At 67.1% G+C, this 14,094-nt stretch carries 11 protein-coding genes; 2 read left to right on the plus strand and 9 right to left on the minus strand.

The features are described from left to right. Positions 1-21: 21 nt before the first annotated feature. Together L540_RS02930 and L540_RS02935 are read right to left on the minus strand one after the other, a co-directional pair. Positions 22-1,005: a Bug family tripartite tricarboxylate transporter substrate binding protein gene (locus L540_RS02930; RefSeq protein ID WP_043213074.1), complete on the minus strand. Its 984-nt coding sequence runs from the start codon at positions 1,003-1,005 to the stop codon at positions 22-24. Positions 1,006-1,031: 26 nt separating this feature from the next. Continuing rightward, positions 1,032-2,039: a Bug family tripartite tricarboxylate transporter substrate binding protein gene (locus L540_RS02935; protein ID WP_197085630.1), complete on the minus strand. Its 1,008-nt coding sequence runs from the start codon at positions 2,037-2,039 to the stop codon at positions 1,032-1,034. Positions 2,040-2,157: 118 nt separating this feature from the next. On the opposite strand from L540_RS02935, the gene L540_RS21710 reads away from it, so the two are divergent. After that, complete coding sequence (locus tag L540_RS21710; protein ID WP_053073157.1) at positions 2,158-3,042, plus strand: LysR substrate-binding domain-containing protein; 885 nt, start codon at positions 2,158-2,160, stop codon at positions 3,040-3,042. Here the strand turns inward: L540_RS21710 and L540_RS02945 are convergent. Continuing rightward, the gene (locus L540_RS02945) at positions 3,039-5,084 is read right to left on the minus strand and encodes an ATP-dependent DNA helicase (protein ID WP_043212775.1); all 2,046 of its coding nucleotides are present in this window, start codon (positions 5,082-5,084) and stop codon (positions 3,039-3,041) included. The genes L540_RS21710 and L540_RS02945 overlap by 4 nt on opposite strands. 165 nt (positions 5,085-5,249) lie before the next feature. Here L540_RS02945 and tex point away from each other — a divergent pair, with 165 nt between their 5' ends. Then, complete coding sequence (gene tex, locus L540_RS02950; RefSeq protein ID WP_043212773.1) at positions 5,250-7,631, plus strand: RNA-binding transcriptional accessory protein Tex; 2,382 nt, start codon at positions 5,250-5,252, stop codon at positions 7,629-7,631. Between the two features lie 48 nt (positions 7,632-7,679). Here tex and L540_RS02955 read toward each other — a convergent pair whose 3' ends face one another. From L540_RS02955 to lpdA, 6 genes are all read right to left on the minus strand, one after another. After that, positions 7,680-8,999: a tryptophan--tRNA ligase gene (locus L540_RS02955; RefSeq protein ID WP_043212771.1), complete on the minus strand. Its 1,320-nt coding sequence runs from the start codon at positions 8,997-8,999 to the stop codon at positions 7,680-7,682. A gap of 43 nt (positions 9,000-9,042) precedes the next feature. Continuing rightward, a complete protein-coding gene (locus L540_RS02960; RefSeq protein ID WP_043212770.1) occupies positions 9,043-9,381 on the minus strand; it encodes a DUF3325 domain-containing protein in 339 nt (112 codons plus the stop codon). After that, entirely contained in the window at positions 9,378-10,988 is a 1,611-nt protein-coding gene (locus L540_RS02965; RefSeq protein ID WP_043212768.1) for a PepSY-associated TM helix domain-containing protein, read from the minus strand. Before L540_RS02965 ends, L540_RS02960 begins: the two co-directional genes overlap by 4 nt. Then, positions 10,985-11,281, minus strand: a complete 297-nt coding sequence (locus L540_RS02970; RefSeq protein ID WP_109842456.1) for a DUF3649 domain-containing protein — start codon at positions 11,279-11,281, stop codon at positions 10,985-10,987. Before L540_RS02970 ends, L540_RS02965 begins: the two co-directional genes overlap by 4 nt. Positions 11,282-11,439: 158 nt before the next feature. Continuing rightward, a complete protein-coding gene (gene zapE, locus L540_RS02975; protein ID WP_043212765.1) occupies positions 11,440-12,531 on the minus strand; it encodes a cell division protein ZapE in 1,092 nt (363 codons plus the stop codon). A 77-nt stretch (positions 12,532-12,608) separates the two neighbouring features. Next, positions 12,609-14,036, minus strand: a complete 1,428-nt coding sequence (gene lpdA, locus L540_RS02980) for a dihydrolipoyl dehydrogenase (protein ID WP_043212763.1) — start codon at positions 14,034-14,036, stop codon at positions 12,609-12,611. Between the last annotated feature and the right edge of the window lie 58 nt (positions 14,037-14,094).

A 14,094-nucleotide genomic window follows, 5' to 3' on the forward strand; every position in this document is an offset into this window, starting at 1 on the left:
TGAGGCGCGCTGCGCCCTGGTTCAGATCAGTTTGGCGCGACGCAACTGCTCGCCGCTGCTTTCATAGGCCTCGCGGGCGTAAGCCGCGAAACCCTGGGGGTCGCGATACCAGGCGGGCTGGTTGAGCACGGCCAGCGCCTCGGCGACCGCCGGCGCCTGCATGGCGCGCCTGAATCCCTGGTGCAGCGACGCCACGATATCGGGCGCCATGCCCTTGGGGCCCACCAGGCCCATGGGCGCGCTCAGCACGACCTCGAAGCCCTGCTCGCGCGCCGTGGGCACCTGCGGCCAGGCCGCGAAACGGTTCTCGCCCAAGGCCGCCAGCAGCCGCAGTTTGCCGCTCTTGATCTGCGGCACATAGGTGCCCACCGAATCGATCACGACCGCCACATGCCCGCCCATCACGGCCGTCACCATGTCGGAGCCGCTTTTGAACGGAATATGCTGGAACTTCGCGCCATAGCGGGCTTCGATGTCGACCATGGACACCGGCACCAGCGTGGTGGGATCGCCCGCGGCGTACTGGACCTGGCCCGGACGCTGCTGGCCGGCCCGCATGAAATCGGCGAAGGTCTTGAACGGCGAGTCGGCGCGCACCACCGCGCAGAACTCCAGGCTGGTCATGCCGATGACATAGCTGAAGTCGGTCAGGGGGGAAAACCCGATCTGCGGTTCCAGCCAGGGGGCGCGGAAGGTCGAGCCCGTGGTCATGGCCAAGGTGTAGCCATCGGGGCGCGCCCGGGCCACGACGGCGGCCGACAGCGTGCCGCCCGCGCCAGGTTTGTTTTCGACCAGGACGTTCTGGCCGAAGACCGGCATGGCGGCCATGCTCAAGGCGCGCATGTACTGATCCACCGAGCCGCCCGCGCCAAAGGGGCACAGCAGGGTGATGGGACGGCTGGGGAAGTCGGCCGCGCGCGCCTGGCGGCCCAACAGGGAGGCGGCCAGCGGCGCGCCCAATGCGGCCAGCGCGCGGCGGCGCCCGGCGGAAAATCGGCTCGGCATATGCATAGCTCCTGACGGATGCGGCTTCAGCCCGCGGTCACTTTGCCGGCCTTCACCAGGCTGCCCCACTTCTCCGACTCCCGAGCGATGAACTCGCCCATCTCCCGCGGCGTGGTGTACTGGGTTTCCAGGCCGGCCGCCTTCAAGGCGTCGAAGGCATTGCCATCTATGGTCTTGCGTATGGCTTCGTTCAAGGCCCGGATGGCGGCATCGGGCGTGCCCGCCGGCGCCATCACCCCGCCCCAGCCTATGGCCACGATGGAAGGGAAATCGCTCTCTGCGATCGTGGGCACATCGGGCAGCACGGGCGAGCGCTGCGCGCCCGTGGTCGCCAGCGCCAGCACCTTGCCGGCGCGGATATGGGGCAATTGATTGATGACCGTGTCCATGAGGACCGGGAACTGGCCGCCCAGGAAGTCACTCACCGCGGCCGAGGCGGAACGGTACGGCACGCCGGGCAGGTCCAGCCCGGCCTCGCTCTTGAGCAATTCCATGGCGAGGTGGCTGGAACTGCCATTGGCCGTGATGCCATAGAAAAACTTGCCCGGGTGCTTGCGCAGCAGCGCGACCAGGTCCTTGAGCGTCTTGGCCTCGAAGTCGGGGCGCACGACCAGCACATTGTTGTATTTGCAGACCAATGAGACCGGCGCGAAATCCTTGACCGGGTCATACGGCAGGTCGGGATAGAGAAACTGGTTGACCGTATGCGTGCCGGTGATGGCAAACAGCAGACTGTGCCCGTCGGGCGTGGCGCGGGCGACGGCCTGGGCGCCGATGATGCCCGCGGCGCCGGGCATGTTCTTGACCACCACCGCCTGGCTGATGCCCTCGCTCAAGCCCTTGGCCGTCACGCGGGCCACCACATCGGTGCCCGCGCCCGGACCGCCGGGCACGACCATTTCCACCGGTCCCTGGCCGGCCAGCCCTTGCGCCAGCGCCTGGCGCAGCGGCAAGGCCAGCGCCGTGGCCGCGGCCAGGCCCAGCGCCTGGCGACGCGACATGGAAATACCGCTCAACAATGATTTGTCCAACATGGCTTCCCCTGCGCGATCGATCGCGTTTCTTTGGAGGCGCCACTGTGAGTCAATTCTTATAGAAAGTAAAACTAGAATATATTTTCATTATCAAAAGAAAATCTTGTGTAGGTGGGGCATGAGCAGCATCCGCGTTTTCCGCAGTTTCGTGGCCGTGGCCACGCATGGTTCTTTCGCCGCCGCATCCGAGCATGTCAGCCTCACCCCGGCCGCCGTGGGCCTGCAGATACAGACGCTGGAAAAAGACCTGGGCTACACCGTCTTTGACCGCGTGGGCAAGACCGTGGTGCTCAATCAGCGCGGCCACCGCCTGCTGCCGCGGGCGCGGCAATTGCTCGTGATGTACGAAGACATGCAGCATATGCAGCTTGACCAGCGGGAGCTGGCCGGCACGGTCAAGGTGGCCTGCATCGCCACGGCCATGAGCATGGTGGTGCGCGCGGTGCTGCGTATCCGCGAACACTATCCGCGCCTGAGCATCGAACCCGGCATCAGTTACTCGGGCGCGCTGGTTTCACGCATCAAGGAGGGCGAGATCGACGCGGCGGTATCGGTGCGAAGCCCGCACAAGTTGCCGGCCGGCGTGCTCTACACCCAGCTCTACCGCGAGCCGCTGGTCTTTGTCGCCAATGCCCGCACGCCCCGCGCTGATCCGCGCGAGGTCCTGGCCACGCGCATGTTTCTGCGGGTGTCGCGCAGCTCCAATACGGGCACGCTGATCGACGAGTTCATGCGCCGCCTGCACCTGCGCACCCGCGATGTGCTGGAGATGAATGCCATGCGCACCATCATCGACATGGTCAAGGAGGACCTGGGCGTCACCTTGCTGCCCCTGCCCCGCGGCACCGATTGGGACCGCGATCCGGACCTGCGCCTGGAATACTTCGACGATCCGCAGGCGCACCGCAACATCGGTCTGTTCGAGAGCGAGAGCCGCAGTTTTCTCACCAGCATCCTGCGCGAGCATCTGCAGGACCTGGCCGCGCCGGCCGGCGCGGCTTAGTCCTCGCCCGTGTGCCGCCGATAGAAGGCCAGCGCCTCGCCCATGTCCCGGGTGCGCGCAAACGGCGGCAGGCCGCGCCACAGGCGCTTGCCATAGGGTTTTTCGACCAGCCGGGGGTCGCCCACCATCAGCACGCCCCAATCCGTCTCGGTGCGGATCAGCCGGCCGGCGCCCTGCTTGAGCGCAAGGGCCGCTTCGGGCAATTGGTATTCGGCAAAGGGATTGCCGCCCTGGGCCCGGCAGGCCCGCAGGCGCGCTTCGATGACGGGATCATCGGGCGGCGCGAAGGGCAGTTTGTCGATGGCGACCAAGGTCAGCATATCGCCGGGCAGGTCTATCCCTTCCCAGAAACTCGCGCTGCCGACCAGCACCGGATGCTCAAGACGGGCAAACTTGTCCAGCAGATCGCGCCGCGTGGACTGGCCTTGCTTGAGCAAGGGCCATTCGTGGCCGGCATCCTCGAAGGCCTCGGCCAGCAACTCGGCGGTCCGGTCCACGGCCCGCAAGGTGGTGCACAGCACCAGCGCTCCGCCGGGATTGGCCTCCAGCAGCGGCAGCAGGCTGTCGACAAAGCGTTGCGGGAATTGCGGCGCCTGCGGCTCGGGCATGTCGCGCGGCACGAACAGCAGGCCCTGCTCGGCATAATCAAAAGGGGACTCCCAACGGCCCGTGCGGGCGTCGGACAGGCCCAGCTGTCGCGTAAAGTGGCCGAAATCGCCCTGCACCGACAGCGTCGCGGACGTCAGCACCCAGGCCTGGCTGGGCTTGCGATAGCGCGAAAACGCCTGGGCGACCGACAGCGGCGCGGCGTGCAGGCGCACATGGTGCTGGCCTTGCTCGACCCAGCGCACCGCCGGGCCGCTCCAGGACGGCGCGCTCTGCGCCAGCTGCGCCATGTCCTCGGCCACCGGCGCATTGGCATCCTCGCCCCAGCCTTCATCGCCGCCCTGGCGCGGCGGCGTGGCCCAGCGCGCGAGTTTCACACAAAGGTCGGCGCCTTGCCGCGCCGCGACCGCGAGATCGGGGTGTTTTTCCGCCACCTGGGCCAGGGCCCGCGTGGCCGCGTCCAGCACGGTGCGCAGTTGCGCCAGCGCCGCGTCGAAGGCCTCGGGTTCGGGCATGGCTTCGAAGGTGGCCTTGCGCCCCGGCATGCGCTCAAGCGGCGCGCACACCAGACGCAACTCGCGCGCGGCCGTCTCGACCTGGCGGCTGACATCGCTCCACTTGGCGGCCTCGCGCGCATAGGCCAGGCCGGCGGCCTCCAGCGCGCGCGAAAAATCCAGCAATTGATGCGTCGACACACTGCTGCCCAGAAAGCGCGTGGCCGTGTCGGGCAATTGATGCGCCTCATCGAAGATCACGGTGTCGACTTCGGGCAGCAGATCGGTCACGCCCTCCTCGCGCAAAACCAGGTCGGCCATGAACAAGGCGTGGTTGACGACCACGATGTCGGCCTCCTGGGCCTGGCGCCGCGCCTTGACCACAAAACAGTCGCGGATGCGCGGGCAGTCCTGGCCCAGGCAGTTTTCGCGCGTGGATGTCACGCGGTGCCAGATATCGGCGTCCTCGGGGATCTGCGCCAGATCGGCGCGGTCGCCGGTCTTGGAAATGCCGGCAAAGACCTGGATCTGGCGCAACTGGGCGATTTCGCTGCGCGACTTCAGCGCCCGCTCGTCGCCTTGCATGCGGTCCAGGTGATAGTGGCAGACGTAATTGCCCCGGCCTTTGAGCAGCGCCGCCGTCACCGGCGCGGCCAGCGCGGCGCGCACCTTGGGCAGATCGCGGGCAAACAGCTGGTCCTGCAGGGTGCGCGTACCGGTGGATATCAGGACCTTGCCGCCCTGCACGATGGCCGGCACCAGATAGGCCCAGGTCTTGCCCGTGCCCGTGCCCGCCTCCGCGACCAGGGTGGCGCGGTCGGCCATGGCGCGCTCGATGGCCTGGGCCAGCTCGACCTGGGCGTGGCGGGGCCGATAGCCGGGCATGGCCTGGGCCAGCGGGCCGTCGGCATCGAAAAATTCTGAAATATCCAGGTCCAGCATCGGGAATGACATGCGCTAAATTGGATGCCATATTAACGCGCCGCCGCAGCCCCGTCCCCGACCGGAGGCGGACCATATTGCGTCGGTCGCCCTGCTTGGCACGGATGGCTTATGGCACAATCCGGCCCTTGCTTACCCCTCTTTTTCCCTTGTCGACGTATCGAGATGTCTGAAACTTCCGCCCTCACGAACGCCGCGCCGGGCGTCGATCATGCCCGGATCATCGAGCAGCTCGCCACCGAACTGACGGTGCGCGCCAGCCAGGTGGCCGCGGCCGTGGAACTGCTGGACGACGGCGCCACCGTGCCCTTCATCGCGCGCTACCGCAAGGAAGCCACCGGCGGCCTGGATGACGGCGCCCTGCGCACGCTTGAAGTCCGCCTGTCCTATCTGCGCGAGCTCGAAGAGCGCCGCCTGGCCATCCTGGACTCCATCAACCAGCAGGGCAAGCTGACCCCCGAGCTGCAACAGGAAATTGCCAGCGCCGACACCAAGCAGCGCCTGGAAGACCTCTACGCCCCCTACAAGCCCAAGCGCCGCACGCGCGCCCAGATCGCCCGCGAGGCGGGCCTGGAGCCGCTGGCCGACGCCATCCTGGCCGACACGGCCTGCGATCCGGCCGCGCTGGCCGCGCAGTATGTCAACGCCGAGGCCGGCGTCAACGACGCCAAGGGCGCGCTGGACGGCGCGCGCGACATCCTGGCCGAACGTTTCGCCGAGAACGCCGACCTGCTGGCCAATATGCGCGAATACATCTGGTCCACCGGCCTCTTGTACTCCAAGATGGTCGACGGCAAGGAAGCCGAAGGGGCCAATTTCCGCGACTGGTTCGATTTCAACGAACCCCTGCGCACCCTGCCCTCCCACCGCGTGCTGGCGCTCATGCGCGGCCGCCAGCAGGGCGTGCTCGAACTGCGCGTGGGCCTGCAGGAAGAACTCGAAGCCCAGACGCCCCACCCCTGCGTGGCGCGCATCGCCGGCTTCCTGAAGCTGGGCAACGATCTCTTCGCGCTGGACGCCGCGCCGCGCGCGCGCTGGCTGGGCGAGGTCTGCCGCTGGACCTGGCGCGTCAAGCTGCTCACGGCCTTCGAGAGCGAATTCTTCGGGCGCCTGCGCGAAGACGCCGAAGCCGAGGCCATCCGGGTCTTCGCCGCCAATCTCAAGGATCTGCTGCTGGCCGCCCCGGCCGGTCCCAAGACCGTGCTGGGCCTGGACCCGGGCATCCGCACAGGCTGCAAGATCGCCGTCATCGACCGCACCGGCAAGGTGGTGGACACCGCCACCGTCTACCCCTTCGAGCCGCGCATGGACCGCAAGGGCACCATCCACACGCTGGCCGCGCTGTGCGCCAAGCACAAGGTCGAGCTCATCGCCATCGGCAACGGCACGGCCTCGCGCGAAAGCGAAAAGCTGGTGGGCGACATGATGAGCCAGTTCCCCGAACTCTCGCTCACCCGCGTGGTGGTCTCCGAGGCGGGCGCCTCGGTCTATTCCGCCTCCGAAGTGGCCGCGCTCGAATTCCCCGACCTGGACGTGACCTTGCGCGGCGCGGTGTCCATCGCCCGCCGCCTGCAGGACCCGCTGGCCGAGCTGGTCAAGATCGATCCCAAGGCCATCGGCGTGGGCCAATACCAGCATGACGTCAACCAGCGCGAGCTGGCCCGCTCGCTGGACGCCGTGGTCGAGGACTGCGTCAACGCCGTGGGCGTGGACGTCAACACCGCCTCGGCCGCCCTCCTGGCCCGTGTCTCGGGCCTGAACAGCTCGCTGGCCAAGAACATCGTCAGCTGGCGCGACGAAAACGGCGCCTTCCCCACGCGCGAGACCCTGCGCAAGGTGCCGCGTTTCGGCGAAAAGGCTTTCGAGCAGGCTGCCGGCTTTCTGCGCATCCCCGACGGCGAAAACCCGCTGGACGCCTCGGCCGTCCACCCCGAAGCCTATCCCGTGGTCGAGCGCATCGTGGCCCGCATCAAGGCCGATGTGCGGCAGATCATCGGGCAGCGCGAGGCCCTCAAGGGCGTCTCGCCGGCCGACTTCACCGATGAGCGCTTCGGCCTGCCCACGGTGCGCGACATCTTCGCCGAGCTGGAAAAACCCGGCCGCGATCCGCGCCCCGAGTTCAAGACCGCCCAGTTCAAGGAAGGCGTGGAGACCCTCAACGACCTGCATCCCGGCATGCTGCTCGAAGGCGTGGTGACCAACGTGGCCAATTTCGGCGCCTTTGTCGATATCGGCGTGCATCAGGACGGCCTGGTGCACATCTCCGCGCTGGCCGAGAAGTTCGTCAAGGATCCGCGCGACGTGGTGCGCGTGGGCCAGACCGTGACGGTCAAGGTGCTGGAGGTCGATGTGCAGCGCAAGCGCGTGGCGCTCACCATGCGCCTTAACGACGCCGCCGAACCGCGCCGCGCCGCGGCCCCGCGCCCGGAACGCAGCAACGCGGGCGCCCAGCGCGGCGGGCCGCGCCGCAACGACGGCGGCGGCGCGCGCAGCGCCCCGCCGGCCAATAGCGCCATGGCCGACGCCTTCGCCAAGCTCAAGCGTTAAGCGCAAAAAAACCGCCCCCCAACGGGGCGGTTTTTTTTGCCGCTTTCTTTATTCCTGGCGCAGGCTGTCCAATGCCTGCCGCACCTTGTCGGCCTGGCCCGGCCCGCGGGCCACCACGGCGCCCTCCAACAGGATTTCCACGCCGTCCGCCTGCTCGCGCAGTTGGACATCGGCCTGCTGCAGGCGCCGCATGAGCGCGCCGGCCGCCTTGGGATCGGCATGGCTGTCCGACAGCAGCAACTCTTCGCCGTCGGCGGCCAGCAGGCGGAAACGGAAGCTGCCGTCGGTATCGCGGAAACTGACAAAACGCGCGTCCTTGGCGGCCTTTTTGCCCGCGCCCTTGCCGGCCGCCGGACCCGCGCTCAGGGTGCGCAAGCCCACGGCATCGCGCAAGCGCGCCATGAGCGGGCTGGCCAGCTTGCGCGCCTTGCTCGCGCCAGCCTGCAGGATGTCCTCGATGCGGGCCGGATTGGCCATCAATTCGTTGTACTTCTCGCGCATGGGCGCAATATCGCGCTCCAGGCGGTCGCCCAGAATCTGCTTGGCATCGCCCCAGCCCAAGCCGGTCTCGAGCTCGCGGCGGAAGGCGGCGACTTCGTCGGGCTGGGCAAAGGCGCGATACAGCGTGAACAGATGCGAGGCCTCGGCGTCCTTGGGCTCGCCGGGCTGGCGCGAATCGGTCACGATGCGCGAAATCGCCCCGCGCAAGGCCTTGGCGCCGCCTTCGAACAGGGGAATGGTGTTGTTGTAGCTCTTGGACATCTTGCGGCCATCCAGGCCGGGCAGCGTCGCGACTTCTTCTTCGACCTGCACCTCCGGCAGCACGAAGAAATCGCCCTGGTACAGGTGGTTGAAGCGCTGGGCGATGTCGCGGGCCATCTCCAGGTGCTGCACCTGGTCGCGTCCGACCGGCACTTTATGCGCATTGAACAGAAGGATGTCCGCGGCCATGAGCACGGGGTAGGAGAACAGCCCCATGGTCACGCCATCATCGGGCTCCACCCCCTTGGCCTCGTTCTGGTCCACGGCGGCCTTGTAGGCATGCGCGCGGTTCATCAGGCCCTTGGCCGTCACACAGGTCAGAAACCAGCAAAGCTCGGTCGTCTCCGGAATATCGGACTGGCGATAGAAGGTCACGCGCTCCGGGTCCAGGCCGACGGCCAGCCAGGTCGCGGCGATCTCCAGGCGCGAACGCGCCACGCGGGCCGGATCATCGCACTTGATCAGAGCGTGATAGTCCGCCAGGAAGAAGAAAGCGTCCACGCCAGGCTGTTCGCTGGCGCGCACCGCGGGACGGATGGCGCCCGCGTAATTGCCCAGGTGGGGGGTGCCGGTGGTGGTGATGCCCGTAAGAACGCGAATAGTCATGAGACGAAAAAGTAAGCGGCCGAAGACAGAACAAGCCCTCAGTTTACCGTGCCAGGCCTGCCAGGGCGGCAAACAGGGGCGCCGCGGCCAGGCAGGCCGCGCCGCCGCCCCAGGCCAGGCGCGGACGGTAGGTCATGACCCAGATGAGCAACAGGCCCGCCAGCGTGAGCATGCCGGTCCAGAGCACGATGCCATAAGACCAGCCATCCATCCGCGCGCACAGAAACAGCGACAATCCCAGGGCCAGGGCCCCGGCCGCTCTCAGAGCGCGGCGCAGGCCGGTTCGCAGCCCACGGCCAAAGACCGCCTCGAAATGGCGCGCCATGGCCATGGAAAGCGCGCAGAAGCCGGCGTAGGCGAGGCAAAAAGCGGCAGCGCTCATCCCCGCCCCTCCAGCGCGCGCGGCTCGATCGCGGCCCGCGAGGGGCGCGGCGCGACGGCCTTGCCGCGGGCGCAGCGGCGCGCGACCCAGGCCAGCAGCAGCCCCGCGGCCAGGCAGCTGAGGTCAAAGCCGGCCATGACCCAGTCTCCGGCGGGCAAGGACAAGCCCAGGTGGCGCGTGGTCGTCATGGCATTGACCACGGGCACCAGCACGAAGGCCAGCGCGGCCAGCGCCATCAGATCGCGCCATTTGCTGCGATAGCGGATAAAGGCGTAGACCAGGCTCGCGCCCCAGGCGATGAAAAAGCTGCGCGATTCCCATAGCTCATGCCTGGGCAGGTCCAGGGGCAGAAGGCGGTTGGCGAGGAAAAAGGCCGCCACGCCCAGGCATACCCCGGCCACCGTGCCGGCGTTCAGGGCATCGACCACGCGCAAGGATAGTGTGTCGCCCCGCCCCGCCGGCAGCTTCTGGCGGCGCTTGGCGACCCAGAGCACCAAGCCGCTGCCCACCATGGCCGTGCCGGCCAGGCTCACCAGAAAGTACAGCCAGCGCAACACCGGCTGGGCGAACACCCCCAGGTGCAGCCCCACGATAGTCCCTGCCGTGGCGGCCACGGCGCTTTCAGCCTCGCGATTGGCGAGCAGCCGGCCCGTGACGCCATCAAAGGACACCGTGGGCGCCAGGCGCCCATAGGAGACGCGGTCGGCGGTCGAGCGCGACACCGTCACCAGCGCCCCGGCATCGCCCGGGTGGTTGACGACCACACGGCCAGCCTGCCCGCCCGGCCAGAGATCCTGGGCCGCCCGCAGCAGCGGCGCCAGCGGCGTCAAGGGCGCGGCCGCGTTCTGTGCCGGTGTCAGGGCGAAAGCCGGAAAAAGCTCATCGAAATAGGCCCGCTCATTGTCGTAGGCGGCGACGATGCCGGCCGGCATCAGCATGGCCATGAAAAGCACCAGGCCGCTGAAGGTGATCATCAGATGAAAGGGCAGGCCCAGCACCGACAAGACGTTGTGGCCGTCCATCCAGGCGCGCTGCCCGCCCTTGCGCGGCCGGAAGGTAAAGAAATCCGCGAAGATCTTCTTGTGGGTGATGACGCCGCTGATGATGGCCACCAGCATGAACATGCCGGCGATGCTCGCCAGCCAGCGCCCCCACGGAAACCCCATTTCGAGCTCGAAATGGAAGCGGTAGAAGAACTCGCCTCCCCTCGTGGCGCGGGCGGTGATTTCCTGGCCCGTGGCCGGATCGAGCTTTACGCGCTTGAAAGCGCGTTCGCCCGGCGGCGGCTTGGGGCGCTGGTAAGAGACGGAGATAAAAGGCTCGCGCGGCGTGGGGATGCTGATGAACCAGCGCGTGGCGTCGGCGGCATGCTCGCGCAGATAGCGCTCGGCGGTCTGGACCGACTCTAGCGGCGAGGCCATCCGCGAGGTGATTTCGGGCTGCATCCAGCGGCTGATCTCGGGCCGGAAGAAGGCCAGCGAGCCCGTCAGGAACATGGCGAACAGCACCCAGCCGAAAATCAGCCCCGACCAGGTATGCAGCCAGGACATGGCCTGGCGCAGGCCCTCGGCCTGCGGATGCCGGCGGGCGGCCTTGGCGGCCCTCATCGCGCGCCCAGACAGTAGAGCCCGGCCAAGAGCAGCGCCGGCGCCATCACGCCGGCCCAGGCGCGCCAGGCGCTATAGGTCGCAAAGACCCAGATCACCGCGCAGGCATAGACCACGAAAGACAGCATTTGCGCCGCGACCACGGCGTCGACGCGCGGCAGGGGCAGCCAGACGGCCAGGCAGGCCGCCGCGGCCGACGCCAGCGCATAGCCGCCGCCGATGGCGGCCACGGCGCGGGAGGCCACGGCAAGACGGTAGCGCAGCAGGCCCGCGCCGGTATTGGGAGCTTTCACATTGATGCCAGGGAAGGAACGGCCTCGGTGCAGGCAGGCCAAAATAGATTTTGCAAATTATAATCATTCCTAATTGCAATAATCCAGACATCCCCTATCCTGGCTGCCCGGCCGCCTGGCAAAAAAACACCCCGCGCAAAGGCGGGGTGCGTGGCGGACTAGAGCGTGCCGATCTGCCGGCGCTCGGATTCCAGGTATTCGCGCGATTGCATCTCCAGGATGCGCGACACCGTGCGATGGAACTCGTTGGCCAGCGCGCCTTGCGTGTAAAGCTCCTCGGGCGGGCATTCGGCCGACATGATGAGCTTGACCTTGTGATCATAGAAAACGTCGATCAGCCAGGTAAAGCGGCGCGCTTCGGAGGCCTGGCGCGGCCCCATGCGCGGCACATCCGAAAGAATGACGGCATGAAAGCGGTTGGCCAGCTCCAGATAGTCGTTCTGCGAGCGCGGGCCGCCGCAAAGCGTGGCGAAATCGAACCACACCACGGAGCCGGCCAGCGCCTGGGCGCGGATCTCCCTATGCTCGATATGCAGCACCGGATCCTGGGGCGCCGTATCGGCCAGCTTGCCAAAGGCTGCGTCCAGCGCCTGGCGCGAGGCCGCATCCAGCGGATAGTGATACGACTGCACCTGCTCCAGCGAACGGCGCCGGTAATCGATGCCCGAATCCACGTTGAGCACGTCCATGCGGTGTTGGATCAGGTCGATGGCCGGCAGGATGCGATCGCGATGCAGCCCATCGGGATAGAGCGTGGCAGGCTCGTAGTTCGAGGTCATGACAAAGGACGTGCCGTACTCGAACAGCTTGAGCAGCAGCCGGTACAAAATCATCGCATCGGCCACATCGGAGACGTGGAACTCATCGAAGCAGATGAGGCGATAGCGCCTGGCCACCCGCCGCGCGACTTCATCGAGCGGGTCCTGCATGCCCTTGACGTTCTCGAGCTCGCGGTGAACGCCGCGCATGAACTCATGGAAGTGCAGGCGCGTCTTGCGGACCACCGGCACGGTGGCGTAGAAGGCATCCATGAGGAAGCTCTTGCCGCGTCCCACGCCGCCCCACAGATAGACGCCGCGCGGGACGTCCGGGCGGTTCAGGAGCTTTTTCAGGGCATTGGAGCGCATCGCCTTGAAGCGCACCCAATCGTCGTAGTACTTCTGCAGGCGGTCGATGGCGCGCAACTGCGCCTCATCCGGCTTGTAGCCCCGTTCAGCCAGGGCATTCTCGTAGTATTCGCGGGCGTTCATGTCGGAAATCTAAGAGCGCAAACGCCGCCAACCCTTGCGGATTGACGGCGTCGCGATGGATCAGGACGCGAGCGGAATCAGAAATTCAGCGTGCGCTTGTCCACCGCCAGGGCGGCTTCCTTGACGGCTTCGGACAGCGTCGGGTGCGCATGGCAGATGCGCGCGATGTCTTCGGCGGCGCCGCGGAATTCCATGATGGTCACGGCTTCGGAGATCAGCTCGGACGCCATGGGGCCGATGATGTGCACGCCCAGGACCTCATCGGTCTTGGCATCGGCGATCACCTTGGCAAAGCCGGTGGTGTCGCCCATGGCGCGCGCGCGGCCGTTGGCCATGAAGGGGAAGGAGCCGGCCTTGTACTCGCGGCCTTCGGCCTTGAGCTGCTGCTCGGTCTTGCCCACCCAGGCGATTTCCGGCGAGGTGTAGATGACCCAGGGCACGGTGGCGAAGTTGACATGGCCATGCTGGCCGGCGATGCGCTCGGCCACGGCAACGCCCTCTTCCTCGGCCTTGTGCGCCAGCATGGGGCCGCGCACCACGTCGCCCACCGCCCAGACGTTGGGCAGATTGGTCTTGCAGTCGCCGTCCACGGCGATGAAGCCGCGCTCGTCCAGCTTCAGGCCGACCGCTTCGGCGTTCAGGCCGCCGGTATAGGGCACGCGGCCGATCGAGACGATCAGCTTGTCGACCACCAGTTTCTGCTCGCCGCCCTTGGCGTCGGTGTAGGGGATGGTGATGGACTTGGCGCTCGCCTTGATCTCGCCGATCTTCACGCCGGTCTGGATGTCCAGGCCCTGCTTGGTGAAGGCCTTCAGGGCCTCCTTGGCGACCTGCTGGTCAGCGGCGGCCAGGAACTCCGGCATGGCTTCCAGGATGGTGACTTCGGCGCCCAGGCGGCGCCACACGCTGCCCATTTCGAGGCCGATCACGCCGGCGCCGATCACGCCCAGCTTCTTGGGCACGGCCGAGAGGTTCAGCGCGCCGTCGTTGGACAGCACGTTCTTTTCGTCGAAGGGCAGGCCCGGCAGCTCGCGCGCCGACGAACCGGTGGCCACGACGACATGCTTGGCCACGAGATCTTCTTCGGTGGTGCCGCTGACCTTGATCGCCCAGCCGCCCTCGACCTGGCCGGCGAACGCGCCCTTGCCATGGAAGAAGGTGACCTTGTTCTTCTTGAAGAGGAACAGGATGCCGTCGTTGTTCTGCTTGACGACCTTGTTCTTGCGGCCGATCAGCGTATCCAGGTTCAGCTTGACATCCTTGACCTCGATGCCGTGCTCGGCGAAGTGGTGGTTGACCTCTTCGTAGTTTTCCGAGGATTGCAGGAGGGCCTTGGACGGGATGCAGCCGACGTTGGTGCAAGTGCCGCCGGGAGCGGCGCCGCCGTCGCCATTCTGCCAGGCGTCGATGCAGGCCACCGACATGCCGAGTTGGGCGGCGCGGATGGCGGCGATATAGCCGCCGGGGCCGGCGCCGATGACGACGACGTCGAATTGTTTGGACATAGTGTTCTCGCGGGGGAAATAGGAAGAAAGACGGGCCGGACGCTCGCGCCCGGCCCCG

The organism is Bordetella pseudohinzii (assembly GCF_000657795.2).
In the GTDB taxonomy this organism is placed as follows: Bacteria; Pseudomonadota; Gammaproteobacteria; order Burkholderiales; family Burkholderiaceae_B; genus Bordetella; species Bordetella pseudohinzii.

Bases quoted from the DNA above. Each gene is read 5' to 3' on its own strand.
- L540_RS02945 (WP_043212775.1), bottom strand. From the start codon at position 5,084: ATGCTGGACCTGGATATTTCAGAATTTTTCGATGCCGACGGCCCGCTG.
- L540_RS02935 (WP_197085630.1), bottom strand. From the start codon at position 2,039: ATGTTGGACAAATCATTGTTGAGCGGTATTTCCATGTCGCGTCGCCAG.
- L540_RS21710 (WP_053073157.1), top strand. From the start codon at position 2,158: ATGAGCAGCATCCGCGTTTTCCGCAGTTTCGTGGCCGTGGCCACGCAT.
- tex (WP_043212773.1), top strand. From the start codon at position 5,250: ATGTCTGAAACTTCCGCCCTCACGAACGCCGCGCCGGGCGTCGATCAT.
- zapE (WP_043212765.1), bottom strand. From the start codon at position 12,531: ATGAACGCCCGCGAATACTACGAGAATGCCCTGGCTGAACGGGGCTAC.
- L540_RS02960 (WP_043212770.1), bottom strand. From the start codon at position 9,381: ATGAGCGCTGCCGCTTTTTGCCTCGCCTACGCCGGCTTCTGCGCGCTT.
- L540_RS02955 (WP_043212771.1), bottom strand. From the start codon at position 8,999: ATGACTATTCGCGTTCTTACGGGCATCACCACCACCGGCACCCCCCAC.
- lpdA (WP_043212763.1), bottom strand. From the start codon at position 14,036: ATGTCCAAACAATTCGACGTCGTCGTCATCGGCGCCGGCCCCGGCGGC.
- L540_RS02930 (WP_043213074.1), bottom strand. From the start codon at position 1,005: ATGCCGAGCCGATTTTCCGCCGGGCGCCGCCGCGCGCTGGCCGCATTG.
- L540_RS02965 (WP_043212768.1), bottom strand. From the start codon at position 10,988: ATGAGGGCCGCCAAGGCCGCCCGCCGGCATCCGCAGGCCGAGGGCCTG.